This window comes from Aureibacillus halotolerans (assembly GCF_004363045.1).
In the GTDB taxonomy this organism is placed as follows: Bacteria; Bacillota; Bacilli; order Bacillales; family DSM-28697; genus Aureibacillus; species Aureibacillus halotolerans.
In genome coordinates this window covers 1-26947 of record NZ_SNYJ01000017.1, presented here as the reverse complement: position 1 = coordinate 26947, position 26947 = coordinate 1, and the positions used below count along the sequence as shown (strand labels likewise).

Genomic DNA, 26947 nt, shown 5'->3' with positions numbered 1-26947 from the left:
CCGCAGCTTCTACGGCGCGCAGCTAGATAGTAAAAGCGGAGGCGAGTACGCTTTGAAACGGAGGGCAGAACATCACCAAACAGAGAAATGGTTTTTTCATTTCACTCGTTTGGGGATTTCTGCGCCGCAGCTTCTACGGCGCGCAGCTAGATAGTAAAAGCAGAGGCGAGTACGCTTTGAAACGGAGTGTGAAACTTCACTGATGGACCAAGAAAATCAAATGAAACATACCAATTGGGAGGGAGACGTTTTTTATGAAACATCTTAAAAAAATAGCCGGCAAATGCATCGTGGGAGTCTTTGCTTTGGGTACAATTGCTGCACCAAGCGCAGCATCCGCGGCACCGAACACACTCGACGACTTGGATAAGGTCAATGCGCTCACGTTGGACGAAGCGATTGATCGGGCGCTTAACCAATCCTTCAATCGTGAGTTGCTCGAATTACAGTACAAAGCCTTAACGTACAAGGAAGAAGATTTGGAAGAATCGAAGGATGACTTGGATGATGCGTTGGATTCACAGGAGGATTCATCTTTTACATTACCGGAGGCGCGGGAGGATTTTTTTGATCCGAAATATCAAATTCCTCCAACAGTCACGCCAGAACAGATGGTTTGGATGGGCCCATTGATTGAAACGAACGCAGTGTTAAATGAAGTGCTCAATGGCATCGGAGACATTACGGACGCAATGAATGACATGCTCGAGCAACAAAGAAATGAATTAGAGATCGCTATTGAGCAAATCGAGACCGAACAAGACAAGGTGTCCATTCACGAAGAGGAAGCGAAGACAGCAGCGGAATTAATGATCAAAGGTTCCTATATCCAAGTGCTTTCTGATCAAAAACAAATCGAGCTCCTTGAGGAATCCCTTGTGCACGCGTCACGGAACGTCATTGCTCTTCAAACACAAGCCAATTATGGCATTGTGACACAGGAAGACGTACGGAAAACGTATCAGGCAAAGGTCGATCAAGAGGATCAGCTGAAGCAGCTTCAGCTAGATTATAAACAACATTTGGCTCAATTAAGCCTACAACTAGGCATTGAGTACAATCCAGACCTGTTGCTTTCTGATATTGTCTTCCATCCAACACCTGTTAAGAGGAAGAGTGGGGATCAGCTTCTCGACGACGCCTATGCTTTACAGACGATGGACGAAGATATTGAACAAGCGGAATGGGAAGAGGGTCATACAGACACAACGAGTAATGCTGGCGAAGATTATCTTGAGCAGCAAACAGAAATTGCTGAAACAACAAGAACGCAAAAGACGTTTGAGCTCGTCGCAAGTATCGGGCAAACCTATACCGATGCAGAGAAAGCCTATGCCGCCTATATCGCAGCAAGAGAAGACATTTTGCCCGTGTCGCATGAGCTTCGCGATGCCCAAGCGCGATTTGCCAACGGGGTCATCACACGCCATCAGTTGGATCAACTGCGAATGAAATTGATCCAAGCACGAGCTGAATTAGAGTTGCGCAAGTTGAGCTATTACGCCGCGGATGCTCAAGTAGAAGCGATGGAAGAAGGATTAATTCAATAGGAACGAATACAAAAAGAGCATACTGGTCAGGTACGCTCTTTTTGTTGATTACAGGTGGCCGGACTGTAGGCTGGAATTAGTGCGCGAAAATGGCACTGTTGTGCTCGGAAAAGACGAATGTGCGCGCGAAAACGGGCATGTGGTGCGCGAAAAAAGGTATGTTGTGCTCGAAAAACATGTATGAGTGCGCGAAAATGCGAATGTGCCGCGCGAAAACAACACTGGTATGCTCGAAAACATTAAATTTTCCCCTTATAGTTCAACGATGGCTTTAATCACCCGCGCTTGTGGTGACAGCCACGATTCAAATGTGTCTGGTAACTCTGTAAGAGTACAGCGGTGAGTAATGTAGTCCTCCATTTGCAATTCGCCTGTGTTTAGAAGAGCGAGGACAGTTTCAAAATCGGTATATGTCGCATTTCGGCTCATATGAATCGAAAGCTCTTTTTTATGAACATCAGGATGGTAGAATTGGATATCGTTCTTAACAAGACCGACGAAGACGACCTGTCCGCTATGCGCCGCATAACGGTGGGCTGCATTCATGGAATGGACATTGCCTGTCGCATCAAACACCGTGGTTGCCATATCCCCGTTTGTCCACTCAGCAATCTCATCTTCAGCGGTATCCCCGGCCACAACGGTTGTGGCAACGCCTGCCCAGGATTGACTAAAGGTGAGTCGTTGTTCATCCATATCCATCGCAATGACAGTGGCGCCAGCAGCGCGAGCAAAGGCCATGACACCAAGGCCGATTGGACCAGCACCAATCACAAGAACGGTATCTCCTGGCTCAAGAGCTGCCCGCGCGACTGCGTGAGCCCCAATGGCCAATGGTTCAAGGAGTGCGGCATGTTCTAGTGACAACGAGCTGTCTATGGATACTGGAATCAAATGACGAATAGGAACCGCCAACAAGTCTTGCATGCCCCCATCCATGTGTACCCCTAGGACACGCATGTGTGTACAGCAATTGGTCCGACCGCGCTTACAAGCCAAACACTGCCCACAATGCATATAAGGAATAATGGCAACTGGGGTCCCAGGCGCCAACGAACAGGTTGCGTCGTTGATTTCCTCAACAGTCCCAGAAAGCTCGTGCCCCAAAACACGGGGATACGTAAAGAAAGGCTGGTTGCCTTTGTATGCATGAATATCTGTTCCACAAATGCCTACGTAGCGTATGCGTACCAATGCATGACCATGGGGAACTTCTGGTTTCGATAAATCATTTTTCATAATGAACTGATTTGGGGTTTCGCAAACAATGCTGCGTAGCATAAGGAATCCTCCTGTTTATAAATGATAGCGCTTACTTTGAAGGGCTTTAAAAAACAACGAAATTCATCGTTGTTATTACCAATATATGTAAATTAATTTTTGCTAATTCAGTATTTATTAGCTTAGCAAATTTTAAAATATAAGTCTACCATTATTTTTTCTCATCCTCCACAATATAGGAGAGAAGTGCTTAAGAAAAAAGGAGGTTTCCATTGTGACCCATCAAGAAGAACGAGAGTACCTAGGGCACACCTTAACCTATATTCAGCAAAAGAAAACGGAGCTCGTATCCATCCCTAACTATACCGGGGAAGACATTACAAAGCTGGCCATTGAGGATCATCGGGTGCGTACCATTGCAGCATTACGACGAGCAGCTGAAGAACCTTATTTTGGTCGCATTGATTTTACGGAAGAAAACGGTACAGACAAAGCCTATTATATCGGCAAGTCAGGGATAGAAAATGATAAGGGAGGAGACCCTCTGGTCATCGACTGGCGTGCCCCTGTAGCAAGCTTGTTTTATGGCTTTTCAGGTGGAGAGGAACTAGCGTATTATGTGGCACCCGAAGGCATCATCGAAGGAGAAATTCAACTGAAGCGCAATATCGTTATACGACAGGCAGACATCCAACGAATTGTGGATACGTTTGTTAGAGGTGAAACGTCTTCCTCTGGCGGAGACGAGTTTTTGCTGTATCGTCTTGGCGAACACAAAGACGATCGATTACGAGACATCGTATCTACGATCCAAGCGGAGCAAAATGATATCATTCGAAAGGAAAAAAATCGTCCGTTGTTTATTCAAGGTGTTGCTGGGAGTGGAAAAACGACTGTTGCTCTTCATCGCCTTGCCTTCTTGCTTTATGAGTATCGCGAACAGCTAAATGCCAAACGAATGATTATTTTCGCTCCAAACGCCATGTTCCTTAATTACATTTCAAATGTCCTACCTGAATTAGGGGTAGGCGATATTCAGCAGTCGACCTTTATCGACTGGGCATTGTCGCAAATGGACGTTTCATTCCCATTGGAGAACGAAGCCGAGCGATTAATGAACGTTTTCGAAACATCATCTGATGAAAAGAATGAAGCATCAACTTTAGGATCGTTAGCGACTTATAAATCAATCGATGCTTTCGCAACAACACATGCTCAAGTGAGTTTGCAGCAGTTATTTGACGCAGGAGAAGGAAGGCATCTTACTGTTGAAGAATTGGCCAATTGGACCGTTGATGACGGCATGCCACTTGCTAGACGGAAGGAGCGGTTTCTGCAGCGCGTCAAGCACTGGATTGATGAGCAGGCGAAATGGATGGACCCTCCACAGGCCCGTGATTTTAAGAAAACGGCTAAGCAGAAGCTTCGGACGTATAGCAAACATTGGCCGAGCACAGATCCATTATCGGTGTATCTCTACTATTTGAAAGAGCATGCACCAACCGAATGGATTCGCATCTCAGAAACAAAAACACTTACGCGCGCAGACATAGCGCCATTGCTTCACCTGCATTACCGTCTGCATGGCATTCCAAAAGAACATCGCTTCGATCATACCGTCATTGATGAGGCTCAGGACTGTTCGCCTTATCAATTGGCTGTACTAAATGAGGTGACGAGACGGAAATCCTTTACGGTGCTCGGCGACCTTGCCCAAGGTATTTATGGAGAAGAAGGTGTGCAAAGCTGGTCGGCCTTGGAAGAGGTGTTTGGCGACACAGATACGACGTTGTCCGTTATGCAAAGAAGTTATCGATCCACCTTTGAAATCATCACGTTTGCAAATCAATTCCTGAAGCAGATGCCAGGTATTGAGACGTTGGCAGAACCTGTGTTTCGAAGTGGGAACGCAGTGGAGGTCATCAAAGTAAAGGCTGCCGAAACGTTCAAAGTGCTAGCGGAGTGGATCAGCACTATGCAAACGAAGCAGGCCGAAACGCTTGTCATTTTGACGCGATCTTCGAGTGAGGCAAAGGTCATTCACCAAATACTTCATCAAGCAGGCCAAACAACGACATTGGTTTCTGCGGAGGACACTTCTTACGAAGGTGGCATATCCATCATGCCAGTCTATTTGGCCAAAGGCCTTGAGTTTGACGCGGTGCTCATGTGGAATGTGTCCCAAGCAAACTATCCAGAGGATGCCAGGCATGCAAAGCTAATGTATGTCGGCTGCACAAGGGCATTGCATGAGCTGACGCTATTGTATGACGGTACACCATCACCGTTACTGATCGAAAGCTTGTAACAAGGTGTAGACAGAACGATGTGTTGCTTTTATAATGAAAATGATTATCAATTACATTATTGGCAAAGCATTGTTTTTTGTCAGAAAGAGGCGTTACCATGTCGCGACCGTTACATTCCCACATAAAAAAATCACGCCCCGTTGCCGGTATCATCGTTATTGTCGGCGGACTTGCTGCCTTGGTCGTAGGCTTAATGCTCTCCATCTCCTTTGGCGCAGCTGATATAGGGATGTCTACCGTTTGGGAAGCTGTCTTTTCATTTAATCCAGATTTGTCGCAGCATCAGATTATCAAGGAGTTACGTATGCCAAGGTCATTAGGTAGCGCGCTGGTCGGGGCTGCCTTTGCCGTTGCAGGGGCCGTCATGCAAGGAATGACACGGAACCCACTCGCCGATTCAGGCCTCCTAGGTTTAAACGCAGGGGCTGGTTTGGCACTCGCCCTCTGTTTTGCATTCTTCCCTGGAATGCCTTATCTGTCTATCATGTTTTTCTGCTTTATCGGAGCTGCCTTTGGAGCTGGTCTCGTTTTTGGCACAGGAACGTTGGCTAAGGGGGGGCTTACGCCACTCCGCCTCACGCTGGCAGGGGCAGCTGTAAGTGCATTGCTCGTCGCTTTAACAGAGGGCATCGCCATTTATTTTCAAATATCGCAGGATCTTGCCTTTTGGACAGCTGGTGGGGTCGCGGGTGTACGCTGGCTACACGTAAACATCATGTTGCCATTTGTTTTAGGCGGTGTGCTCGTTAGTTTGATCTTGTCTAAATCGATTACCGTCCTAAGTCTTGGAGAGGATATCGCCAAGGGGCTTGGTCAAAACAATCGCTTAGTAAAAATTGTTGCCTCCATTGTCGTCCTTGTTTTAGCAGGCGCGGCTGTCTCTGCGGTTGGATCGATCGCCTTCGTTGGGCTCGTCATTCCTCATGTTGCTCGCATGATTGTTGGTGTAGACTATCGTTGGATCATCCCAAGCTCTGCTATTCTCGGTGCTATTTTGATGGTCTTTGCTGATGTGGCAGCACGCACGATTAACCCTCCTCATGAAACGCCGATAGGAGCGCTCATCGCCCTAATTGGTGTACCATTCTTCCTTTACCTAGCGAGAACGAAGGGGAGGGAACTATCATGAGAACGACATCAAAAAAACAGCTTCGAAATCGCGCAACCGGTGTGCTCGTTATCTTAGTGCTTCTCATTCTTGCTTTTTTTGTAATTAGCATGGGGACAGGTTTTATGAAAATGACGCCTGTGGATCTGTTCAAGACGTTGTTTGGTCATGGAACAGCAGATCAAGCCCTTGTCTTGTTTGAATTTCGACTTCCGCGTATCGTGATCTCTGTTTTAATTGGAGCAGGTTTTGCCATTTCAGGATGTATTCTTCAAGCGATCGCGAGGAATCCACTATCTGACCCTGGTATTCTTGGCATTAACTCCGGCGCCAGCCTTGCCGTCGTCTTGTTCATTTCGTTTTATCCGCTTAATCAAGCCTCACCCATCTTTCTTTTGCCTGTATTGGCGTTGATTGGAGCAAGTGTAGCTGCGGTTCTTATTTATGTATTGTCTTACAAGAAAAATGAAGGCATTGCACCCATCCGAATGATCCTCGTCGGCATTGGGATTGCGGCGGGTATTTCGGCATTAATGATTGTCTTAACGATCCGCTTAAATCCTGAGCAATACAAATTTGTTGCCGTTTGGATGGCGGGCTCAATTATGGGCAAGGATTGGCGATTTGTGCTCGCCTTCTTGCCGTGGATCCTCCTATTGTTCCCGATCGCATGGATAAAGGCAAAAGATCTAAACGTGCTTTCGCTTGGAGAGTCTGTTGCGCAAGGGTTAGGCGCGAGGGTTGAAAAGGAACGGATTTTGTTATTGTTGATTGCCGTTGGATTGGCTGGAGCAAGTGTTGCAGTAGGTGGAGGCATTGGTTTTGTTGGACTTATTGCCCCGCATATTGCTAGACGTCTCGTTAGTGGAAACCATTTTTATTTAATCCCAGCTTCCGCATTGACGGGAGGGCTTTTGCTCATCGTCGCAGACACTATCGCACGAACAATCATCCAACCGTCTGAAATTCCAACAGGCGTCGTCGTCGCAGTGATTGGCGCACCGTATTTCCTCTATTTAATGTCGAAAACAACGACCGCTTCTGCATAACTGTTTACGCCTAGCAAAATGAACCTATACTATGGATCAAAGCCTCTGCAGTGGGCGATTCTTTGCAGAGGCTTTTCCTATGCTACAATTGAGAGCAGAATGGATTGGAAAGGGTGAATGGATATGAAGAAACGCATCGCAATTGATATGGATGAAGTCATGGCAGACACCGGCGTTCGCTTAATGGATCTGTGCAATGAATTTTGCAATGAGGAAGAGCCGCTCACAGTGACGACGTTGCGGGGAAAGAGATTAGCAGAAATTCGTCCAGCATTTGCAGAAGCCATCCATACGCATTTGGCCGATACGCAATTTTTCCGTGACCTGCCTGTGATTGAAGACAGCCAACGCGTCATTCGCAAGCTGCACCGCCACTATGACATTTTTATTGCCACCGCAGCGATGGAGGTGCCTGCCTCGTTTACGGCTAAGTATGAATGGCTTGAAGAGCATTTTCCTTTCTTAGCAAAGAAGAATTATGTGTTTTGTGGAGACAAAAGCATTATACGCGCTGACTACCTCATTGACGACAACCCGAGACAGCTCAGAAGCTTCCAAGGTGAGGGGTTGTTGTACGACGCTCCACATAATGATATCGAAACAGAGTTTCCACGTATGAACTCTTGGGAAGATGTAGAACGCTATTTCTTTGAATGATCTTTGTTTGTGAGAAAAAATGTGATGTGTTCGTCAGTACAATTAGCTTGTTTCCATTGCGACGTCTGAGCACGAAGACTAACTCAACTAAATGAGGAAACGCACAACGTTGTCGTTGATATAAGAAAGACGACTTCCGACGCGTTCTCTCGAAAAATAAGATACAATAGACGTAATCAACAACAAGGCGGTGGACACAAGATGAGTGTGCTGATTGCAGAGCATTTACATAAAGCTTTTGGTGAAAAAAAATTATTTGATGATGTGTCACTAACGATAGAGCGTAAGGACCGAATTGGACTAATTGGGGTAAATGGAACAGGAAAAAGCTCCTTGCTCCGGGTGTTAGCTGAGGAAGAAGCACCTGACACAGGCGCAGTGAATCATGCCAATACGTTTTCCGTTGTTTTTGTTAAACAGGAACCTGTTTTTGCAGAAAACACGACCGTGCTTTCCTATGTCTTTGATGGGGAGGCGGAAATGCTGCTTGCTGTGAAACACTATGAGGCTTCCCTTTTGGCATTGGCCTCCCAGCCAGAATCAGAAACGGCACAAGCAAAACTGTTTCAAACCCAGCAAACGATGGACCGATTAGGTGCCTGGGATGCACAATCAAAGGCGAAAACCATCCTGACAAAACTCGGGATTTTTGATTTTGCAGCGAACGTGCAGGAGTTATCAGGGGGGCAGCAAAAACGTGTTGCGCTTGCGAGAGCGCTTATCCAACCTGTGGATTTATTGCTTTTGGATGAACCGACGAACCATTTAGACCATGAAACAGTGGAGTGGCTTGAGCATTATTTGGCTTCCTATGAAGGGGCATTGCTAATGGTCACCCATGACCGCTACTTTTTAAACAATGTCGTCAATACAATGTATGAGCTGGACGATGGAAAGCTCTATCAACATAAGGGAACCTACGCAAGTTATTTGCAGGCGAAAGAGGAACGACTGAACGAAGAAAATCTTCAACATGCAAAACATCAAAATCTTTTGCGTCGGGAAATGGCGTGGCTGCAAAGGGGCGCCAAAGCAAGAACAACGAAACAAAAGGCACGAAAGGATCGTGTTGAGGCGTTAAAGAACAAAAAAGGGCCTGCGAACAGAACGACATTGGATATTTCGTTGCATTCAGAGAGATTAGGCAATGATGTCATTGCGTTAGACGATGCGGCCTTCGCTTATCCAAATCACAAGGTTCTCTCGCACTGCAATGTAACCCTTGAGCCTTTCGAGCGAGTGGGCATCGTTGGAGAAAATGGCTCTGGGAAAACGACTTTGCTTCAATTAATGGCAGGAGAATTAACGCCAAGTGAAGGTGAGGTCAAGCGAGGTGAAACGGTTCGTTTAGGGATCTACAGACAAACCCATGAGGATTTAAATGGTGACCTTCGTGTAGTCGATTACATAAAAGAACGTGCTGAAGTCATTCAGAATGCGGACGGTGAGCAAGTAACGGCTGAACAAATGCTAGAAGCGTTTTTGTTTCCACGCTCTGCCCAGCAAACGTTCATTCGTCGGTTATCTGGAGGAGAGAAAAAGCGTTTGTATTTATTACGGGTGCTTATGGAAGCGCCAAACGTGATTTTTCTAGATGAGCCAACAAACGATCTCGATACCGAAACATTAGGCGTTTTGGAGCAGTATTTAGATTCATTTAAAGGGACAGTTGTCACCGTCTCTCATGACCGCTATTTTCTCGACCGTGTCGTTGACAGGGTGATCTGGGTTGAAGGAAATGGACAAACAACGGCGATTCAAGGCGGGTATTCTGAGTGGCTTGATGCAAAAACACTTCAGCATCAGGAAGCAGCGGCAGAAAAAGAGGCAAGAAAAGCAGAAGCTGCTCCAAAAACGACGAAAAAGAAAAAAATGTCTTATCAAGAACAAAAGGAATGGGATCGCATTGAAGAGGACATTGCTGATGCGGAGGGAGAAGTCGAGCGCCTCACACTTGCAGTCGCAGAAGCCGGACATGATGCCGAAAAAACACAGTCTCTTTTCAGCGAACAGCAGGACGCAGAGGAGAAGCTGCAGCAGCTATACGATCGCTGGGAAGCCCTTGCCGCACTGGCGGAGTAACAGAGCATGGATGTGAATTCATACGAAATCTTTCGTATCTTAAGTAGGGTAGGTAATATATGCTCACTTTCGATTAAAGGCACAAGTGATACAACGACTGGAGGCATTTATTTCAACGTGATCGGCTGAATGGCAGTCACTGCGAGCCTTGTTTTCATTCATGTTTGTGAGGAGTAATTGCGCAAATCGTCGATAGCGGGCGAGATTCATAAGCAGAAATTAAAAGGGGTGTCCGAGTATTTTCGGACACCCCTTTTATGCAGAGCGTAGAGATCTCGTTTATTGACTGAATTGAATTTTCTTTCTTTATATTCGACAGAAACCCTAGATACAGCTGAGTAAATCTGCAAAATGCAACATCGACTCGAAAGGACCTCCTCGTGATTTCTATGCACCTTGACTTCTGTCGCGTCTCCTCAAGCGTATTCCCGTTTTGCTCTTGTTTTATGATGTAGTCATCCTTACCCGAAACATCCCCAATTTACCAAGGCCATTTGTACTTGTACGTCACGCATATTTTCACACTGGTGGGAAACGTTAATTGTCACAGGGGTGAAGCGTCCATGACGAAAACGGCGGCAAGCATTTCAAAGGAATTGGCTCAAAATAGCTCGTATTTCAAACCATACCTTAAAAGTAACGGGGACGTGATTTCACGCCGTTTTTATATTCAACAATCAGAAGTAGAAATGGTTTATTTACAAGGACTTTCAGACTCTGAACAAGTGAACAAAGACGTATTAAAGACACTGATGGCCTTTCAAGAGGAGATCACTGAAGAAAACATCATCAATCGTTTGAATGTGACTGGTTTGACAACAGCCGCCTCGGTGGATGATGCCATTCATGCGTTGTTCAATGGCACAACCGTGCTCTATATTGATGGCGTGCCAACGATGTTTCTAATTCATTTAATTAAACAAAAGTCTCGATCAATGGAAGAGCCGATTACAGAAATGGTCGTTCGTGGCCCGCGTGTTGGGTTTCTCGAATCCCTTCAGGACAATACGACGATTTTACGTCAACGAGCAAATGATCCCCGGCTCGTCATTGAGGAAATGGAAGTGGGCACTAGAAATCGGAAGAAGATTGCCATTGTCTATTACCAGGAGATCGCCAACCCAAAAATTGTCGAGCGTGCAAAAAAGAGAGTCGAACACATTGATATTGATGATATGGCGGACACAGGCTTGCTTGAACAATTTGTCGAGGATACATGGAAATCGCCATTTCCTCAAATTCAAAATACAGAACGACCAGACCGTGTGATTGCCGCTTTATTGGATGGCAAAGTATCGTATTTACTGGACGGTTCGCCTTTTGCCCTTATTGTCCCATCCACCTTTCACGATTTTTTAAAAAGTCCAGAGGATTATTATGACCGCTGGTTGCCAGGAACCCTTTTAAGACTTCTTCGCTACCTCTCCATTCTTTTGACCATATTCCTTCCAGCATTGTATATTGCTTTTGTTTCCTTTCATTCTGGACTTCTGCCATCAAGTCTTGCGTTTTCCATTGCGTCTGCCAGAACGGATGTGCCTTTTCCAGCGTTTATCGAGGCGATGATCATGGAAGTTACGATCGAGTTGTTGCGCGAGGCTGGTCTGCGATTGCCGCGTCCTATTGGGCAAACACTAGGCCTTGTAGGAGGGGTCATTATAGGACAGGCAGCTGTTGAAGCGAAAATCGTGAGTCCAATTATGATCATCATCGTTGCCATTACCGCTATAGCCTCATTCACAATTCCAAAATATGAGCTTGGTGTAACGTTTCGGATGCTTCGATTTATGGCAATGATCATGGCTTCTATTTTCGGGATCTTTGGCATCTTTCTGTTCATTGTTATGGTTTCTGTACACTTAATGAAATTGACGAGCTTTGGCGTGCATTATTTCACACCGCTAAACCCAACAAACCAATATACATGGCGGGATGTGTTGATTCGGATGCCGTTTCGTAGTTTGAAATTTAGAAACAACATCGTTCGACCGTTAGATAAAAAGAGACAGAAATAAGGGTAGGCCGTTAAACCAAGGACAGGCGTAGAAAAGGGGTGAATACTGAATGGCCCAAAAAAACACGTTAGCAAAGAGTCAATTGTCAGTTGTGCAGGCGTGCGCTCTCCTCATGTCAACTTTTTTAGGGTTTGGTTATATTGTGTTGTCTAGGGAACTATCCGATATGCTGAACACGGCGGATGGCTGGATTGTCATTATCATAGCCACACTGTTCATTGTCTGTTTTTACCTCATTATTCAATCTTTAGCAGCGGGGCATGAGGGAGAATCATTGTATGAATACAGCCCGAAGCTGATAGGAAAATGGGGAACCAAATTGATTGCACTTTACTATACAGCCTACTTTTTTAGTATGGCGGGGTTGGAAATACGGGCATGCACAGAAATGGTTCGATTTTTTTTGTTAGAGGACACACCAATGATCGTTATTATTGTGAGCTTTATTGTCCTCGTGCATTACTTGACTGTCAGTGGCTTGCAAATCATCGCCAGAGTGTCATTGTTTTACCTCGTCCCAACGATCGTCATTGTACTTATTCTCATGGTGCTGAGCCTGCGGATTTTTGAACTTTCTAATCTGAGACCTGTAATGAGTGAAGGCATTATGCCTATTGTTAAGGCAACCCCAAAAACAGGCTTTTATTTTTTAGGGCTCGAGATAATGCTTTTTATTTCTGGTGCCGTAGAAAAACCTAAAAAATTGTTTGTTCCAGTAATGGGAACCATTCTATTCACAGGCCTTCTTTATATTCTAAGTTATATTGTCATCGTCGGAGGTATGGGGGTGACGGAGACGGCCAATACGACCTGGCCAACCATTTCGCTGATCCAGTCATTTGAAATAGAAGGCGTGCTCTTTGAGAGGTATGAAATTTTCTTTCTTTTTGTTTGGTTAATGCAGTTTTATACGACAACTGTTGCTTTTTATTACGGCAGCCTTGTGTCCTTTACGACATTATTTTCGACAAGCGTAAAAAAGGTCGCATTATTTTCCTTAGTCATCACCACGGTGATCGCGTTACTGCCAAAAACGATGGATGAACTGTTTTGGGGCCTTAACATCCTTGGCTACAGTTTTTTTATTTCGGTCTTTGGCATTCCAGTCGTCTTGTTAGCGATTTCTAAATTTAAAAAGAGGTGGGCGCGATGAGTAGCAGACAGCCATTCCATGTTTTACTTACCATTCTCTTGCTTTTTCTTTTAACTGGGTGCTGGGATGCCAGAGCCATTGAGGATGTTGCGTTTGCGGTTGGATTCGGATATGACAAACCTGAATCCAACGACAAGATCAAGGTCACTTATCAATTTATTAATACCGCCGCTGCCTTAGAGGCTCAGACGAAAAAGTACATTAATATCACTCGAGAGAGCAATAGTGTTCATGAAACAATTCGTGATACATCCTTGCAAACGTACCCTGTAAACAGTCGTCATCTTAAAGTGTTAGTTATTCATCATGACCTGGCAGAAGACATTCAAATTGATAAGTTAATTAATCAGGTCATGAAAAGCAATGAAGTGCGGAGGAGCTGTTATGTGCTCATTTCTAGAGAGCCTGCCCAACAGATTTTTTCAAATGAAATAGCCAATATAGTTCCCGTTCAGCAGTTAAAAGTGCTCTCAAGAACGATTGGGTACTCTAATAAGAAACTGCCCGCATTAACGTTAGGAAAGATGTCGTCTCATTTGCAGGAAAAGGTAAGTTTTGCTATACCGGAAGTCCGTACAGATGCGGGAAGAAATACATTAGGTGGCGCATTTGTTGTGCGTGGAAATTTGCAGAAGGTGGTCGGTCATCTCAATGTACGCCAGACAATCGGATTGAATTATTTACTTGGCTATGAGGTTGGGGGAACCACAACGGTCAATAACGATGACAAACTGCGTGTGTTTGAGGTGCACGATGTGAAATCGAAACCAAAACTTACCTACTCGAAGCAAAGGGGGTTTGAAGCAAGCTTTGCATTACAATTAACAGGACGTTTGTCTGAGGATTGGAATGAAGATGAAAATTCGTTTAAAGGCAATTATTTAAAGCTGGTTGAGAAAAAAGTAGAGGAGGACATTAAAAAATCCATCGAGGATCTGCTGACAATTCTTCAAAGTGACTTGAAAGCGGATGTACTAAAGCTTCATGACCTCGCAAGAATTCATCATTTTGATGAATACAAGAATATAAAAAAGGAATGGGATGAATCAATTTTTCCTGAAATTCCGATTAAAGTAGATGTCAAAGCGACCATTACTGATTTTGGTACAAAGGGGGCAACAACTAAAGATTAAGTAGGCTGTAGATATGCTATGATGACCTTAGCAAACGAAGAGGGAGCGAGGTCGTTGAGGGAATATCTAAGACAAAAGCACCTTTACGAAGCCTATGTACCAGACCAAACAAAACCAGTAGATTTTGACGAATTTTGGAAGAAAGCATTAGCACAATCGAAGGGAGTCAAATTGAACGTCAACCGGTCGCCACTAAAAACAGCTATGAAAAGTGTTATTGCAGAAAAAGTCACGTTTCACGGAACAGACGGCACGCTACTTGCTGGCGTTTGGGTTCGACCCCGCCACAGTGCTGCTGGCGTGCCCTGCTTGCTGCGTTTTCATGGGTATGGTGGAGATCGTGGTTCCATCACCCAAGACGCACATTGGATTTTACAAGGGTATAGTGTTTTTTCCATCGATGTACGTGGTCACGGAGAAAGTGGAGATGCGTCGCCGTATGCACATGGCAATAACGGAAGTTGGGTCACACAGGGCATTTTAGAACCTGAACATTATTACTATAGACAAGTGTTTATTGATGGCGTGCGCGCATTGGATGCTGTAAGTGAATTTCCTGAGGTCGACGCCTCGCGAATTGGTTTGCTTGGAGGTAGTATGGGTGGAGGCATTGTCCTTGGTATTGCTGCACTGGATTCGCGGCCAAAGGTAGTGATCAGTGATGTCCCTAACCTTTGTGATGTCGGCCTTGCAATATATCAAAAAATGGAAGGTTCATTGCAATTCGTTGAGCGTTTTATGGCAAGAAGACCTCAGCATGTAGAGCAAGTGTTCCAAACGTTAGCGTATGTCGATCATGTAAATCTTGCCGAGAGGATATCCGCAAGAATTCGTGTGTCTGCTGCAATGCGAGACTTTGTTTGCCCACCGCAAACGATTTTCGGTATGTACAATCATTTAAAAACCGATAAGACGATAAAGGTTTTTCCGTTTTCAGGACATGATGCACCGGGCTCACCACTTCACATTGAAGAAACGATTGCTTTTGTAAAGGAGTCACTCGGATAAACGTTACTTCATAAGCAATCCATTAATCTATTATTGCTTAGTATGATTGGTTGTTTTCATTTCGAGGCACCCCAAGTTATGAGGGGTGCCTTTTTCATTGGTTGGTAAAATGCGTATATTTTATGCAGTTTCTTTTGCCTTTTCTCCCTCACTGTAAACACGTTCAGCGTTGGTTACATAGTGTTTCTAGCCATCGTAAGCGCATTCAATTGCCTTTATTATACTGCTTTAATAGTTCTTAAGTTGCATAAATATCGAAAAACATTCAAAAAAACATTTACACGATTTTAAAAATACTGGTATACTCAATTCATTATTAGAAATGTTGTTTCACTATTTGAAAAAAGGAGGAATAATAGTATGAAAAGTTTGAAATGGATGACAATCGCTTTGTTGATTCTTGTCTTAGCGGCTTGCGGTGGGGGAGCAAGCTCGAATGCTGGACAAAATACAGAAGGTCAAGACACTGCAGCTACAGGTGAAGAAACAGAAGCGACAGGGGGAAATTTACGAGTCGCTCTTGCAGCAACACCAAAAACACTTGACCCGATCGCGTACACTGCTGTGTATGAATCAAATGTCATGAAAAGTATTTTTGATACGTTGGTTCAATACAACGATGATCTTTCAGAGATCCAACCTGCGTTGGCAACAGAGTGGGAAGTATCTGATGATTTAAAAACGTACACGTTTACGCTTCGTGATGACGTTTCCTTTCAACCAGGGGAATTCCAAGATGGACGTCCAATGACAGCGGAGGACGTAAAATATTCTCTAGAGCGTTCTTCTAAAGAATCGGCAATGAATCGTCTACGTAACGTGGAAAGCGTTGAAGTGATTGGGGACAACCAAGTCGCTGTTCACATGACTGAGCCGTATTCTGCATTGTTGGCTGTTTTAACTGATATGGGAAATGCAATTGTTCCTAAAGAAGAAGTAGAAGGGCATGGCGATGCATTTGGACAGAATCCTGTAGGAACTGGTCCATTCGCTTTCTCAGATTGGGCAAAGGATGATTTCATTAAAGTAACCGCTTCAGAGACTTATTGGGGAGACAAGCCTAACCTTGATGGTGTTGAGTGGAGCTTTATTTCAGACGGCAATATGCGTGCCAACGCATTAAGAGCTGGTGACATAGATGTTGCTACAGAAATTGCAGGACAAGCTCGGGCACTCGTCCAAACCGATGACAAGCTTAAGTTTTTGTCGACACCTGGTCTTTCTATTGAATATTTGGCATTCAACATGACGGAAGGTCCAACAAGTGACCTTAAAGTACGACAGGCGATGCAAATGGCGACAAATGTAGAAGACATTGTGAAGGGCGCTTATCAGTTCGGTGGTGCGACACCAGCTCGCTTGCCGCTACCAGAAGCTTCATGGGGATATGATGAGGCAGCAGCAGGCAAAATTCCTGGTTATGATGTTGATGCAGCAAAAGCTCTTCTCGCTGAGACTGACTACGCCGATGGATTCAGTACAGAGCTTTATGTGATTGAAAAGCGTGTGCCTCACGCAACTGTTTTCCAGACACAAATGAAAGAAAACTTAAACATCGATGTTGAGATCAAAACGCTTGAATGGGGGACATTCAGCGATACAGTGTCTAAAGGACAAGCGCCTTTGTACATTATGGGATGGAGCTGGTATCCAGACCCTGAATTCTTCTTGTATCAAATGCTTCATAGCAACCAAATCGGTGCCCTTGGTAATGGAGGCGGCTATAGCAATCCTGAAGTAGATTCTTTACTCACGAGAGCAACTTCTGAAACAGCTGACCAAGGCGAGCGTGCTGAGCTTTACAAGCAAGCGCTGAACATTATTTCTGAGGATCTTCCTCACATTGATATGACGCAGGTGGAAATTACTGTTGGTACAACAACGAAAGTAAACGATTATAAAGTAAGCCCAGATGGATCGATTACGATTGTTGGAAACGGAACGAACGTATCTTTATCAGAATAAGACCGTAGAGGAGAGGAGAGGCGGCAATGCTACAATACACCGTCCGAAGAGTGCTTGATTTACTCCCGACCTTGTTTGTCGTCGCCGTTATTGTCTTCTTAGTCACTCGGTTGATTCCTGGAGACCCAGCAAGCGTTATGCTGGGTCCTCAGGCAACTGTAGAGGATATTGAGCAAATGAGAATAACATTAGGACTGGATCAACCAATCCTACAACAGTTTATTTCTTATATTGGCGATTTGCTGACAGGCAATCTCGGAACATCGATTTATTATAAAGAACCGGTTACTGCACTTATACTTGAACGATTTCCGAACACGATTGTGCTGTCGGTTTGCGCGTTGTTCATTGCATTAATTGTTGGTATTCCAGCTGGGATTATCTCGGCAACAAGACAACGTTCATGGCTTGATTATTCCGTGATGGTTGTTTCTTTATTAGGCGTATCAATGCCTGTTTTCTGGCTTGGCGTCATGCTTGTTTTGTTCTTTAGCGTTCAGCTCGGTTGGTTTCCCTCTACTGGAATGGGTTCGATGGAGGATGGGCTTTGGTCGTATGTTAGTCACCTCATTTTGCCAAGCGTCACACTGGCCACCATTCCAATGGCGACATTTGCTCGAATTACACGCTCTGCCATGCTGGAGGTTGTTTCACAGGATTACATTAAAACAGCTCGTGCAAAAGGGCTGAAAGAACGTTATGTCATTGGGAAACATGCGTTTAAAAATGCGTTAACACCACTTTTGACAGTTATGGGAATGCAAATTTCGCTGATGCTTGGCGGCGCGGTGCTCACAGAGACCATTTTTAGCTGGCCGGGCATGGGGCGACTCGTCGTAGACGCCATCGACAAGCGTGATTTCATGGTTGTTCAAGGAACCGTTATGTTTATTGCGATTATCTTTGTTGTTATTAACCTTATCGTCGATTTACTTTATAAAGTCGTTAATCCGAAAGTGAACTATTCATCTCGAAAGGGGGGAGAGTAAATGGCTATCGAAGAGCAGGTTGTCCATGCTGAATCCATGAAGCTTCGCAAGCGATCTGGCTGGTTTCGACGACTGTTAAAAAACAAGATCGCTACTGTAGGTCTTGGCATTGTTGTGCTTATGTCGCTGCTCGCGATCCTTGCCCCATGGATTGCCACGCATCCACCAAATGAGATGGATGTGACCAAGGCGTTGCTCCCTCCTGGCACGGATGGTTATTTGCTTGGCACAGACAATTATGGAAGAGATGTGTTTAGTCGCATTGTCTATGGCGCACGTATCTCACTTATTGTTGGAATTGGTGCTGTTGCTGTAGGAGCTATTATTGGCCTCATTTTAGGTTTAATCGCTGGATTTTATGGTGGTTTTTGGGACGCATTGATTATGCGTACGATGGATGGGCTGTTTGCCTTTCCATTTATCTTGCTTGCGATTACGTTAATGACGGTTTTAGGTGCAGGCTTAGTGAACGTCATTATTGCAGTCGGGGTAGCGAATATCCCTGGATTTGCCCGGATCATTCGGGGGCAAGTGTTGTCCGTCAAAGAGGAAGAATTCGTGGAAGTGACACGTTCACTCGGGGCAAATGATTTTCGGGTGCTCTTTCATCACATCCTTCCGAACTGTATGGCACCGCTCATTGTGTACGCAACGATGAGCATTGCTGGAGCGATTATATCCGAAGCAGCGTTAAGCTTCCTTGGCTTAGGGGTTCAACCGCCTACGGCCTCTTGGGGTAGTATTTTAAAGGATGGCAAGGACTTTCTTGTCTTAAGCCCACACATGGCCACTTTTTCTGGATTGGCTATTTTACTATCTGTATTAGGCTTCAACTTGTTTGGAGACGGTTTGCGCGATGCACTGGATCCAAAAATGAAACTGTAAAGGAGGGGAGCCTATGGCGACGAAGGAGCCACTATTGCACGTAGACCAACTTGTCGTTGAGTTTTCGTCTTCAGACGAAACGGTGCAGGCAGTTAACGGCGTTAGCTTTACACTGCAGGAAGGGGAAACCATAGGCATTGTAGGGGAGTCTGGATCAGGCAAAAGTGTCACAGCCACCTCTATTCTGCGTCTCATCCCTAGTCCACCCGGCCGAATTGCAGGGGGATCCATCCACTTTCGCGGTCAAGACCTTGTTCATTTGAAAGAGAAAGACATGCTTGGCATTCGCGGAAACGACATTGCGATGATCTTCCAGGACCCAATGACAAGCCTTAACCCTGTTTTTACAGTTGGGGACCAATTGTATGAAGTGATTCGTTTGCATCAAAAAGCAACGAAAAAGGAAGCCCATGAGAAGGCGATAGAGTTATTAAAGCGTGTCGGGATTCCAGAGCCAGAAAAGCGGCTGCAAATGTATCCGCATGAATTTTCTGGAGGGATGCGGCAGCGCGTCATGATTGCAATGGCCTTGTCTTGTAATCCTAAGTTGCTGATTGCTGATGAACCAACAACAGCGCTTGATGTGACAGTGCAGGCACAAATACTTGATTTAATGCGTGATTTGCAAGCGCAATTTAATACGTCGATCATGCTCATCACGCACGACATCGGTGTCGTATGGGAAATGTGCGACAAGGTGATTGTTATGTATGCGGGTCATACGGTTGAAGCGACAACGGTAGGCAAGTTGTATGAACAGCCACTACACCCCTATACGTGGGGGTTGCTTGACTCGCAAATTTCAGAAGACACGGCGCATAAGGAATTGTTGCGACCTATCCCTGGGAGTCCACCTGATATGAGAGATGCACCTAAGGGATGCCCTTTTGCCACACGTTGTGCGTATGCAGAAGATGTTTGTCTGACAGAGAAGCCAATGCTGCAAGAGGTTGACGAAGGCCATCAGGTTGCCTGTCATTTTCAAACAGCGACGTCTCGGTTGACGCCAAAAGAGAGGAGGGTGTCTGTTGAGTGAAGCTATTTTATCAATTCATGGATTAAAGAAGCACTTTGCACTCAAAGGCAGTTTGTTTTCTACGAAGGTGACGGCTCATGTGAAGGCAGTAGATGGTGTCAGCTTTGATGTGAAGCGTGGTGAAACGCTTGGCATTGTTGGTGAATCTGGTTGTGGAAAATCAACGCTCGCGCGCTTGGTCAACCAGCTGATTCGACCATCAGCTGGTGAGGTCATTTACGAAGGCAAGGACTTAGCCTCGCTTTCAAAAAAAGACGCTCGTGCGATGCGAAGAAACATCCAAATGGTGTTTCAGAATCCATATGCGTCACTAGACCCGAGAAAAACCATTCGTCAGCTCATGCTTGAACCCCTTGTGATTCATCAGGTTGGGACGAAAAAAGAACGTGAGGAGCGGGTTCTCTCATTACTTGAGAGAGTCGGACTTAATCGCTCCCACGCAGATCGTTACCCTCATGAGTTTTCTGGCGGCCAGCGTCAGCGGATTAATATTGCCCGCGCCTTGGTTCTACAACCTGACATTATTTTATGTGACGAACCTGTATCAGCGCTTGATGTATCTGTCCAAGCTCAGGTGCTCAACTTGCTTCAAGAGCTGCAAAAGGAATTTCAACTCACGTATGTGTTTATTTCTCATGATTTAAATGTCGTTCGTTATTTATGTGATCGAATTGCTGTCATGTATTTAGGAAGAGTCGTTGAAATGGGGACATCAGAAGAGCTTTATTCATCTCCACAACACCCTTACACAAAAGCGTTACTCTCAGCCATTCCTAAGAGCAGTCCTTTTGAAAAAAAAGAGCGTACTGTATTGCTTGGAGATGTTCCAAGCCCAGTAAATCCACCATCAGGCTGTCATTTTCATGAAAGATGTCCTGTGGCTATGGCAAAATGCAAAACAGATTCACCTGTATTTAAAGAAACTATACCGGGACACCAAGTAGCGTGTCACCTCGCAGACACACAAGGAGGCAACTAGAATGTCATTAAAACATGTGAACGAATTACTTGAGCAAATGGATCAACCAGGCGTCTCAGGAGAAACGATAAAAACCTATTTGCACAGCATTAGCCCATCCGCTCATGTGGAGGTTCTAACGATTCAAGGCAATGAAGGATCGACTGATTTTGTTCGTGTCCTCGTTCCTGGAGTGAACGGAAAATCAAGTGGTGGAACAGCACCAACACTTGGCGTTATTGGACGTCTAGGCGGCATTGGTGCACGACCAGAAATGACAGGGTTTGTGTCTGATGGCGACGGCGCGTTGGCGAGCATGAGCGCAGCCGCAAAGCTTCTTGATATGAAGGAAAAAGGCGATCATCTGACCGGAGACGTTTGGTTGACAACACATATTTGTCCAGATGCACCAACGCTACCTCATGAACCTGTTCCATTTATGGATTCGCCAGTGGACATTACAACGATGAATGACTATGAAGTGATGCCAGAGATGGACGCCATTCTTGCCATTGACACAACAAAAGGCAATCTGGTCGTGAACCACAAAGGCTTTGCGATCACACCAACCATTAAAGAGGGCTATATTCTAAAAATGAGCAATGACTTATTACAGGTGTATACGCAGACGGCAGGCATTCTTCCTGTCACTCTTCCGATAACGATGCAAGACATTACGCCTTATGGCAATGATGTCTACCATGTGAACAGCATTGTTCAACCTTGTACGGCAACCACAAGCCCTGTTGTAGGTGTTGCAATTACTGCCCAAACCGCTGTTGCTGGTTGTGCAACCGGAGCGACACATCCTGTTGATGTAGAGCAAACCGTTCGCTTTTCAATCGAGGTAGGCAAACGATTCGGTCAAGGCCAATGTGCCTTTTATGATGTTGACGAATTTGCAAGAATGGAGAATCTGTACGGAAAAATGACACACTTGCAAACGCTTGGAAAAACCGCGGAGGTGAGCTAAATGCAGGAAATGGAATTGCTCAAGCAACGTTTACTACAAGCCGTCGATGAGCATCAAGAGGAATTGCTCGGTTTAGTTTCGTCTTTGATTCAAATTCCAAGTGAAAACCCACCAAAGGATTCCACAGATGTGACTCATTTCGTTTATAATTATTTGAAGAAAAACGACATTGAGATGGAGATCCATGAAGCATCGCCGAAAATGTATAATCTTGTCGGCAAGATTGGTTCGCCTGAAGGGAAAAAGTTGATCTATTGCGGGCATACAGATGTTGTGCCCGCTGGTGATCTTTCCAAATGGGATTTCCCGCCGTTTTCAGGCGAGATTGTCGATGGATGGATGCTAGGTCGAGGCGCAAGCGATATGAAGGCAGGCCTTGGCGGTATTATGTTCGCGGCTGTCCTATTAAAGCGATTAAATGTTGAGTTGCCAGGTGAATTGGTGCTTGCCATCGTCCCTGATGAAGAAACAGGAGGAGAGGATGGGGTTCCGTGGTTGTTGGAAAACAACCTTATTCACGGTGATGGTAGTATGATCGCAGAACCATCTTCCCCAAATCACCCGACACTTGCACAAAAGGGCTCATGCTGGTTTAAGCTCACTGTCACGGGGGTCCCTGGACATGGCAGTTTGAGCCCGTTAGAAGGCGTGAACGCAATAACAGACGCGATCCGAGCGATTGCTGAAATACGCAAGGTATACGAGCTGGAAATTGAGCCGCCGGAAGAAGTGAAAGAAATTCTACGTGTTTCAAATGACTACATGCGACTTCATGAACGCGAGAAGTACGAAGGTATTCTTGAAAAAATCAGCTGCAATATCGGAACGATTCACGGTGGTACAAAATCAAATGTTGTTCCAGACTCATGTACAGTCGAAGTGGATTGCCGTTTGCCATTTGGCATTACGCAAAATGAAGTGTATGCCCTGATTGAAAATAAGCTTGATGAGATGGGGATTATCTATCAAATCGAGCCATTTGGTTTTCGAAGCAACGCCAATTTCACTTCACCAAACGATCCCGTCTGTCGAGCCATTGTCGATAATATCACTTATGTAACGAATGAAGAGGCTTATGGCGTTATGCAGTGGGCAAGCAGTGATGCAAGGCATTTTAGAGATTACAATATCCCCGTTCTTCAATACGGACCAGCGTATCTGCCAAGTATTCACGGCTATAATGAGAAGGTGAAAACAGAGGACATCATTCGCTGTGCAAAAGTGTATCTTCTTGCGGCAATTGATTTTTTAAATGAACCCGCCTCTTAAGAAAAACATGTTAAAGATGGAAGGAAGCGGTTCTTTTGTGGCATAATTACTTAAAAGAACAAAAGACTGACGATCTTGATCATCTAGTAGTATGACAGTGTTTAAAGGGGAAAAATATGTTAAAAACGCTCGATCAATCATTGAAAATATTAAAAATGTTTACGAAGGAGAAACCGAGCTGGGGCGCACGCGAGCTTGCCACTAAACTTGAACTCCCTCAGGCTAATGTGTATCGAATGTTAGAAACCTTTGAGAAAAATCGCTTTCTTAGAAAAGATCAGAAGACAAAGCAATACGCGTTAGGTGTCGCTGCCTGGGAACTTGGTATCATCGTATATGATCAGTTAAACCTGGCCGATTTGTTGCGACCAACCTATCAAAAACTGCTAGATAAAACGGGAGAATCTGTTTTTTTAACGGCATTGGACGGAAATGAAGGCGTCACCATGGACGCAGTTGAGCCGGAAAACAAAGTGAAATTTTCTGTATCTATTGGTAGTAGAGCGCCATTGTATGTCGGTGCTTCCTATCGGTCTATCCTTGCCTTTCTACCTGAGCAGAACATTGAAAACGTGTTAAATGGTCCGCTTCATTCTTATACTGAAATAACAAAAAACGATAAAGCATTGCTTCTGAAAGATCTTGAACAGACGAAAAGTCGTGGCTGGTCTATCAGTTATGGAGAGTACACACCAGATGTGATTGCGATTGCAGCACCAGTTTTCTATGAGAACAGCATCGTCGGCTCCGTAACGTTGTCTGGTCCAAACTATCGAATGTCGGAAGAGGCTGTCGCCAGTCATTTACCCTTTGTGCTGGATGCTGCCAAGGAAACGATGGATATTATGACATCCTATCGCCTTGATTTGCGGAATTACTTCACTATACCGAAAGAGCACTTCTCCAAAAGATAGAAGGAGAGAACAATGACAAACACAACCATTGGATTGTTGACGATTGGACAAGCGCCAAGAACTGATCTGACGCCTGAACTACTGTCTTATTTGGGCAACGTTGAAATCATTGAAAAAGGCGCACTGGATGGGTTTACACAGGAGCAGCTTTTAGCTGTTGCACCTTCTCAAGAGGACATTACCTACGTTAGTCGTCTCGAGACAGGTCATGAGGTGAACATCGGGAAGTCCAAAGTACAGCCTTTGCTTGATCAGAAATTACAGGAGTTTAAACAAGAAGGAATCCAACTTGTGATGCTCGCCTGTACAGGACAGTTTGCATCATTTTCAACGAATATCAATGTGTTATATCCAGATCGTCTTTTGACCGCATTTGTCCAAAGCATTGCACCAGTAAAAACGCTTGGTATTGTTCTTCCTTCAAAAGAACAAGTAACTACCGCCAAACAGCGCTGGCAACCATATGCGGAACATGTTACGTGTTCTGTAGCGTCGCCATACGAACAAGCCGATTTCCAAGGCGCTGCCAACGAAGTTCAAGAGGCACATTGTGATGTCGTCATCCTCGACTGTATGGGTTATACAAAAGAACAAGCAGAAATTGTGCAGCGTTCGTTGAGATGCCCAGTCGTTTTATCGAGAAAATTGTTTGCCGTTATGGCGAATGCTTTTTTAAAATAAGATTTACAAAGGCAACTTTCGCAGTGCGAAAGTTGCCTTTAACGTTGTTTGAGCCTAAGGTCAGCGGCAAAGAAATCTCGATGAAATCTTTTTGAGTCGATGATGCCCTTGTGCCCTTAGCGTATTGCAGCTTGTATATAAAGCAACCTCAACAATGAATTTAAGGTTTTCAGAGCTACATCTAAGCATTTCTACAAAATGTAAGGTGCGTAAGTTGAGTTACAACATCCCGTTCGGGCGATGCTGACAGGGGTGTTTGTATTGGAAGAGCGGGACGTATGAACCACAAAAAAACGTGAAAATGACGTCCCCAGAGATGGGGTCCATCACAATCACGTAATAAAGAAACGGCATCACGTAAAGTATTCGATCTGTGCCTCTGGAAAGTAACGGTCGATATACGTTTGAAATGTTTCTTTTATGTCTTCTTGTTCATCGTTTTGATACACGTATTTGCCAATGCCATAACGACCCCATTTGTACTTCCGCTTCTCTTCATCCAACTCAAGCTTCGTCATTGGGTAATTTTCCGCAATGACACGCTTGGCAGGTTTCGTAAAGCGATGCTGAATGAGCTCAAAGGTTAAATTCTTGCGAGCTTTCTCTGGAATGTGTTGATCTAGCTTTTTGAATAATTCCTCGTAGCCTTCCTTCCAGTTGTCATGCAAATAGATGGGAGCGACAATAAACCCTAATGGGTAATCAGCCTCCGCCACTTTTCGTGCGGCCTCAATACGCTGTTCAAGACGAGACGTGCCTGGTTCGAAAAACTTAATCACGTAATCATCATTGACGCTAAAACGAAAGCGCGTTTTGCCATTGTGCTCTGCGTCGAGCAGGTGATCAACATGGTGAAACTTCGTAACAAATCGGAGCAACCCATGCTTTGTTTTACCAATATGTTCGATCGTTTGTTTTAAGGAATGTGTTAAATGATCAATGCCGACAATGTCCGAGGTACAGGACGCTTCAAAGCGGGTGGGCTCAGGAGAACGTTCCTCCATATACTTATCCGCAGCGTCAAAGATTTCTTCTACATTTACGTACGTTCGGATATAAGGCTTACTGCCCATTGTGGTCTGCAAATAACAATAATGGCAATGGCCCATGCAGCCCGTTGCTAACGGAATAGCGTATTCAGCCGATGGCTTTGACGTATCGAATTTAAGCGTTTTTCTTAAACCAATGGCAAGTGTTGATTTCGCATTTCGATATTTCTGAAGGTGATTTTCGCCAGGAATGTCCCGTACCTGGTTGTGGGAGGTGGTTTTACGAATCTCTACGCCCAATTGTTGAAATTTATCGTGCAGCTTTTTTCCTAATGGGTATTCTAAAGCACGTGGCTCTATATAAACAAGCTGAGGCATAAATGGCTTAATCATACATGACCTCCATCGAGAGACGAGGCATTATATTCATCCACATAAAAATAATCTTCGTACGCTGCTTCTGCTTCCTCATACGTCGAGTACATCGCATAATCCATATCCAAAGGGTAGTAATGATCGTATAAAAACAGCGCTGGCTGGTGGGATATCGGGTCTTGAAGAATTTGTGCTTCTTGAATGGTAGCCACATTTTGCGTGTGGGGATTACGGTATATAACGAAGACACTTTCGCCTGCTGATAACATGAAAGTCAGTCCTTTTTACTCATTAAGGTGTCACGAACAGCTATACAATATTAGTCAAAGACAGTGGTAATTTATTGAATATGGAAGGGGGAGCGTCGGAAGCGAGCCGCAAAAGGTCGGAAGCGAGCCTAAATCGAGAAGAAGCGAGCCTAAATAGGGAGAGAGCGAGCCCAAATGAGGAAAGCGAGCCCAAAAAGACCTGAAGCGAGCCCAAATTGGAGAAAAGCGAGCCTAAATGGAGAAGAAGCGAGCCCAAATTGGAGATGCACATGCTCCTGTCAAGTAGACACATTCAAAAGCGCACAAAATCAAAGATGAAAAGCTCATCGAATTTGACATTCTTCCCCGTCTTCAACTCA

The 26947-nt window shown here is 44.9% G+C and carries 22 protein-coding genes; 19 read left to right on the top strand and 3 right to left on the bottom strand.

Features of this window, described 5'->3' with window-relative positions; all coding sequences use genetic code 11:
- The first annotated feature begins 254 nt into the window (after nucleotides 1-254).
- Nucleotides 255-1550: a TolC family protein gene (locus tag EV213_RS16165; protein WP_133581600.1), complete on the top strand. Its 1296-nt coding sequence runs from the start codon at nucleotides 255-257 to the stop codon at nucleotides 1548-1550.
- Nucleotides 1551-1802: 252 nt separating this feature from the next.
- On the opposite strand, the gene EV213_RS16160 is transcribed toward EV213_RS16165, so the two are convergent.
- Nucleotides 1803-2831: a zinc-binding alcohol dehydrogenase family protein gene (locus EV213_RS16160; protein ID WP_133581599.1), complete on the bottom strand. Its 1029-nt coding sequence runs from the start codon at nucleotides 2829-2831 to the stop codon at nucleotides 1803-1805.
- Between the two features lie 214 nt (nucleotides 2832-3045).
- Here EV213_RS16160 and EV213_RS16155 point away from each other — a divergent pair, with 214 nt between their 5' ends.
- The 18 genes from EV213_RS16155 (at nucleotide 3046) to EV213_RS16070 (ending at nucleotide 24955) form a co-directional block, all read left to right on the top strand.
- The gene (locus EV213_RS16155; RefSeq protein ID WP_133581598.1) at nucleotides 3046-5079 is read left to right on the top strand and encodes a HelD family protein; all 2034 of its coding nucleotides are present in this window, start codon (nucleotides 3046-3048) and stop codon (nucleotides 5077-5079) included.
- 98 nt (nucleotides 5080-5177) lie between these two features.
- The gene (locus tag EV213_RS16150; RefSeq protein WP_133581597.1) at nucleotides 5178-6209 is read left to right on the top strand and encodes a FecCD family ABC transporter permease; all 1032 of its coding nucleotides are present in this window, start codon (nucleotides 5178-5180) and stop codon (nucleotides 6207-6209) included.
- Nucleotides 6206-7237 (top strand): FecCD family ABC transporter permease, encoded by a 1032-nt coding sequence (locus EV213_RS16145; RefSeq protein ID WP_133581596.1) that lies wholly within the window; start codon nucleotides 6206-6208, stop codon nucleotides 7235-7237. Before EV213_RS16150 ends, EV213_RS16145 begins: the two co-directional genes overlap by 4 nt.
- 123 nt (nucleotides 7238-7360) lie before the next feature.
- Complete coding sequence (locus tag EV213_RS16140) at nucleotides 7361-7894, top strand: 5' nucleotidase, NT5C type (protein ID WP_133581595.1); 534 nt, start codon at nucleotides 7361-7363, stop codon at nucleotides 7892-7894.
- Between the two features lie 201 nt (nucleotides 7895-8095).
- Nucleotides 8096-9976 carry an ABC-F family ATP-binding cassette domain-containing protein gene (locus EV213_RS16135; protein WP_133581594.1) on the top strand — a complete coding sequence of 627 codons (1881 nt, stop codon included), beginning with the start codon at nucleotides 8096-8098 and terminating at the stop codon, nucleotides 9974-9976.
- A gap of 563 nt (nucleotides 9977-10539) precedes the next feature.
- Complete coding sequence (locus tag EV213_RS16130) at nucleotides 10540-11991, top strand: spore germination protein (RefSeq protein WP_133581593.1); 1452 nt, start codon at nucleotides 10540-10542, stop codon at nucleotides 11989-11991.
- Between the two features lie 49 nt (nucleotides 11992-12040).
- On the top strand, nucleotides 12041-13144 hold the full coding sequence (locus EV213_RS16125; RefSeq protein ID WP_133581592.1) for a GerAB/ArcD/ProY family transporter: 1104 nt from the start codon (nucleotides 12041-12043) through the stop codon (nucleotides 13142-13144).
- Nucleotides 13141-14277: a Ger(x)C family spore germination protein gene (locus EV213_RS16120; protein WP_133581591.1), complete on the top strand. Its 1137-nt coding sequence runs from the start codon at nucleotides 13141-13143 to the stop codon at nucleotides 14275-14277. Before EV213_RS16125 ends, EV213_RS16120 begins: the two co-directional genes overlap by 4 nt.
- A gap of 54 nt (nucleotides 14278-14331) precedes the next feature.
- Nucleotides 14332-15285 carry an acetylxylan esterase gene (locus EV213_RS16115; RefSeq protein WP_166639359.1) on the top strand — a complete coding sequence of 318 codons (954 nt, stop codon included), beginning with the start codon at nucleotides 14332-14334 and terminating at the stop codon, nucleotides 15283-15285.
- Nucleotides 15286-15645: 360 nt separating this feature from the next.
- Nucleotides 15646-17250 carry an ABC transporter substrate-binding protein gene (locus EV213_RS16110; protein ID WP_133581589.1) on the top strand — a complete coding sequence of 535 codons (1605 nt, stop codon included), beginning with the start codon at nucleotides 15646-15648 and terminating at the stop codon, nucleotides 17248-17250.
- Between the two features lie 26 nt (nucleotides 17251-17276).
- Complete coding sequence (locus EV213_RS16105; RefSeq protein WP_133581588.1) at nucleotides 17277-18239, top strand: ABC transporter permease; 963 nt, start codon at nucleotides 17277-17279, stop codon at nucleotides 18237-18239.
- Between the two features lie 36 nt (nucleotides 18240-18275).
- Nucleotides 18276-19124 carry an ABC transporter permease gene (locus EV213_RS16100; RefSeq protein ID WP_243740223.1) on the top strand — a complete coding sequence of 283 codons (849 nt, stop codon included), beginning with the start codon at nucleotides 18276-18278 and terminating at the stop codon, nucleotides 19122-19124.
- 13 nt (nucleotides 19125-19137) lie between these two features.
- Entirely contained in the window at nucleotides 19138-20160 is a 1023-nt protein-coding gene (locus tag EV213_RS16095; protein WP_133581586.1) for an ABC transporter ATP-binding protein, read from the top strand.
- Complete coding sequence (locus EV213_RS16090; RefSeq protein ID WP_133581585.1) at nucleotides 20153-21139, top strand: ABC transporter ATP-binding protein; 987 nt, start codon at nucleotides 20153-20155, stop codon at nucleotides 21137-21139. The genes EV213_RS16095 and EV213_RS16090 overlap by 8 nt, the downstream gene beginning before the upstream one ends.
- Nucleotide 21140: 1 nt before the next feature.
- Entirely contained in the window at nucleotides 21141-22091 is a 951-nt protein-coding gene (locus EV213_RS16085) for a DUF1177 domain-containing protein (protein WP_133581584.1), read from the top strand.
- Complete coding sequence (locus EV213_RS16080) at nucleotides 22092-23360, top strand: M20 family metallopeptidase (protein WP_133581583.1); 1269 nt, start codon at nucleotides 22092-22094, stop codon at nucleotides 23358-23360.
- A 116-nt stretch (nucleotides 23361-23476) separates the two neighbouring features.
- On the top strand, nucleotides 23477-24274 hold the full coding sequence (locus EV213_RS16075) for an IclR family transcriptional regulator (protein WP_133581582.1): 798 nt from the start codon (nucleotides 23477-23479) through the stop codon (nucleotides 24272-24274).
- Nucleotides 24275-24286: 12 nt separating this feature from the next.
- Nucleotides 24287-24955 carry an AroM family protein gene (locus tag EV213_RS16070; protein WP_133581581.1) on the top strand — a complete coding sequence of 223 codons (669 nt, stop codon included), beginning with the start codon at nucleotides 24287-24289 and terminating at the stop codon, nucleotides 24953-24955.
- Nucleotides 24956-25308: 353 nt separating this feature from the next.
- Here the strand turns inward: EV213_RS16070 and splB are convergent, their stop codons facing one another.
- Nucleotides 25309-26337: a spore photoproduct lyase gene (gene splB, locus EV213_RS16065; protein ID WP_133581580.1), complete on the bottom strand. Its 1029-nt coding sequence runs from the start codon at nucleotides 26335-26337 to the stop codon at nucleotides 25309-25311.
- Nucleotides 26334-26597 carry a transcriptional regulator SplA domain-containing protein gene (locus tag EV213_RS16060; RefSeq protein ID WP_133581579.1) on the bottom strand — a complete coding sequence of 88 codons (264 nt, stop codon included), beginning with the start codon at nucleotides 26595-26597 and terminating at the stop codon, nucleotides 26334-26336. The genes splB and EV213_RS16060 overlap by 4 nt, the downstream gene beginning before the upstream one ends.
- Between the last annotated feature and the right edge of the window lie 350 nt (nucleotides 26598-26947).

Excerpts from the sequence above, each read along its gene's own strand:
- EV213_RS16125 (WP_133581592.1), top strand. The coding sequence starts at position 12,041 with ATGGCCCAAAAAAACACGTTAGCAAAGAGTCAATTGTCAGTTGTGCAG.
- EV213_RS16165 (WP_133581600.1), top strand. The coding sequence starts at position 255 with ATGAAACATCTTAAAAAAATAGCCGGCAAATGCATCGTGGGAGTCTTT.
- EV213_RS16145 (WP_133581596.1), top strand. The coding sequence starts at position 6,206 with ATGAGAACGACATCAAAAAAACAGCTTCGAAATCGCGCAACCGGTGTG.
- EV213_RS16080 (WP_133581583.1), top strand. The coding sequence starts at position 22,092 with ATGCAGGAAATGGAATTGCTCAAGCAACGTTTACTACAAGCCGTCGAT.
- EV213_RS16105 (WP_133581588.1), top strand. The coding sequence starts at position 17,277 with ATGCTACAATACACCGTCCGAAGAGTGCTTGATTTACTCCCGACCTTG.
- EV213_RS16095 (WP_133581586.1), top strand. The coding sequence starts at position 19,138 with ATGGCGACGAAGGAGCCACTATTGCACGTAGACCAACTTGTCGTTGAG.
- splB (WP_133581580.1), bottom strand. The coding sequence starts at position 26,337 with ATGATTAAGCCATTTATGCCTCAGCTTGTTTATATAGAGCCACGTGCT.
- EV213_RS16075 (WP_133581582.1), top strand. The coding sequence starts at position 23,477 with ATGTTAAAAACGCTCGATCAATCATTGAAAATATTAAAAATGTTTACG.
- EV213_RS16085 (WP_133581584.1), top strand. The coding sequence starts at position 21,141 with ATGTCATTAAAACATGTGAACGAATTACTTGAGCAAATGGATCAACCA.
- EV213_RS16130 (WP_133581593.1), top strand. The coding sequence starts at position 10,540 with ATGACGAAAACGGCGGCAAGCATTTCAAAGGAATTGGCTCAAAATAGC.
- EV213_RS16070 (WP_133581581.1), top strand. The coding sequence starts at position 24,287 with ATGACAAACACAACCATTGGATTGTTGACGATTGGACAAGCGCCAAGA.
- EV213_RS16100 (WP_243740223.1), top strand. The coding sequence starts at position 18,276 with ATGAAGCTTCGCAAGCGATCTGGCTGGTTTCGACGACTGTTAAAAAAC.
- EV213_RS16110 (WP_133581589.1), top strand. The coding sequence starts at position 15,646 with ATGAAAAGTTTGAAATGGATGACAATCGCTTTGTTGATTCTTGTCTTA.
- EV213_RS16120 (WP_133581591.1), top strand. The coding sequence starts at position 13,141 with ATGAGTAGCAGACAGCCATTCCATGTTTTACTTACCATTCTCTTGCTT.
- EV213_RS16135 (WP_133581594.1), top strand. The coding sequence starts at position 8,096 with ATGAGTGTGCTGATTGCAGAGCATTTACATAAAGCTTTTGGTGAAAAA.
- EV213_RS16140 (WP_133581595.1), top strand. The coding sequence starts at position 7,361 with ATGAAGAAACGCATCGCAATTGATATGGATGAAGTCATGGCAGACACC.
- EV213_RS16160 (WP_133581599.1), bottom strand. The coding sequence starts at position 2,831 with ATGCTACGCAGCATTGTTTGCGAAACCCCAAATCAGTTCATTATGAAA.
- EV213_RS16150 (WP_133581597.1), top strand. The coding sequence starts at position 5,178 with ATGTCGCGACCGTTACATTCCCACATAAAAAAATCACGCCCCGTTGCC.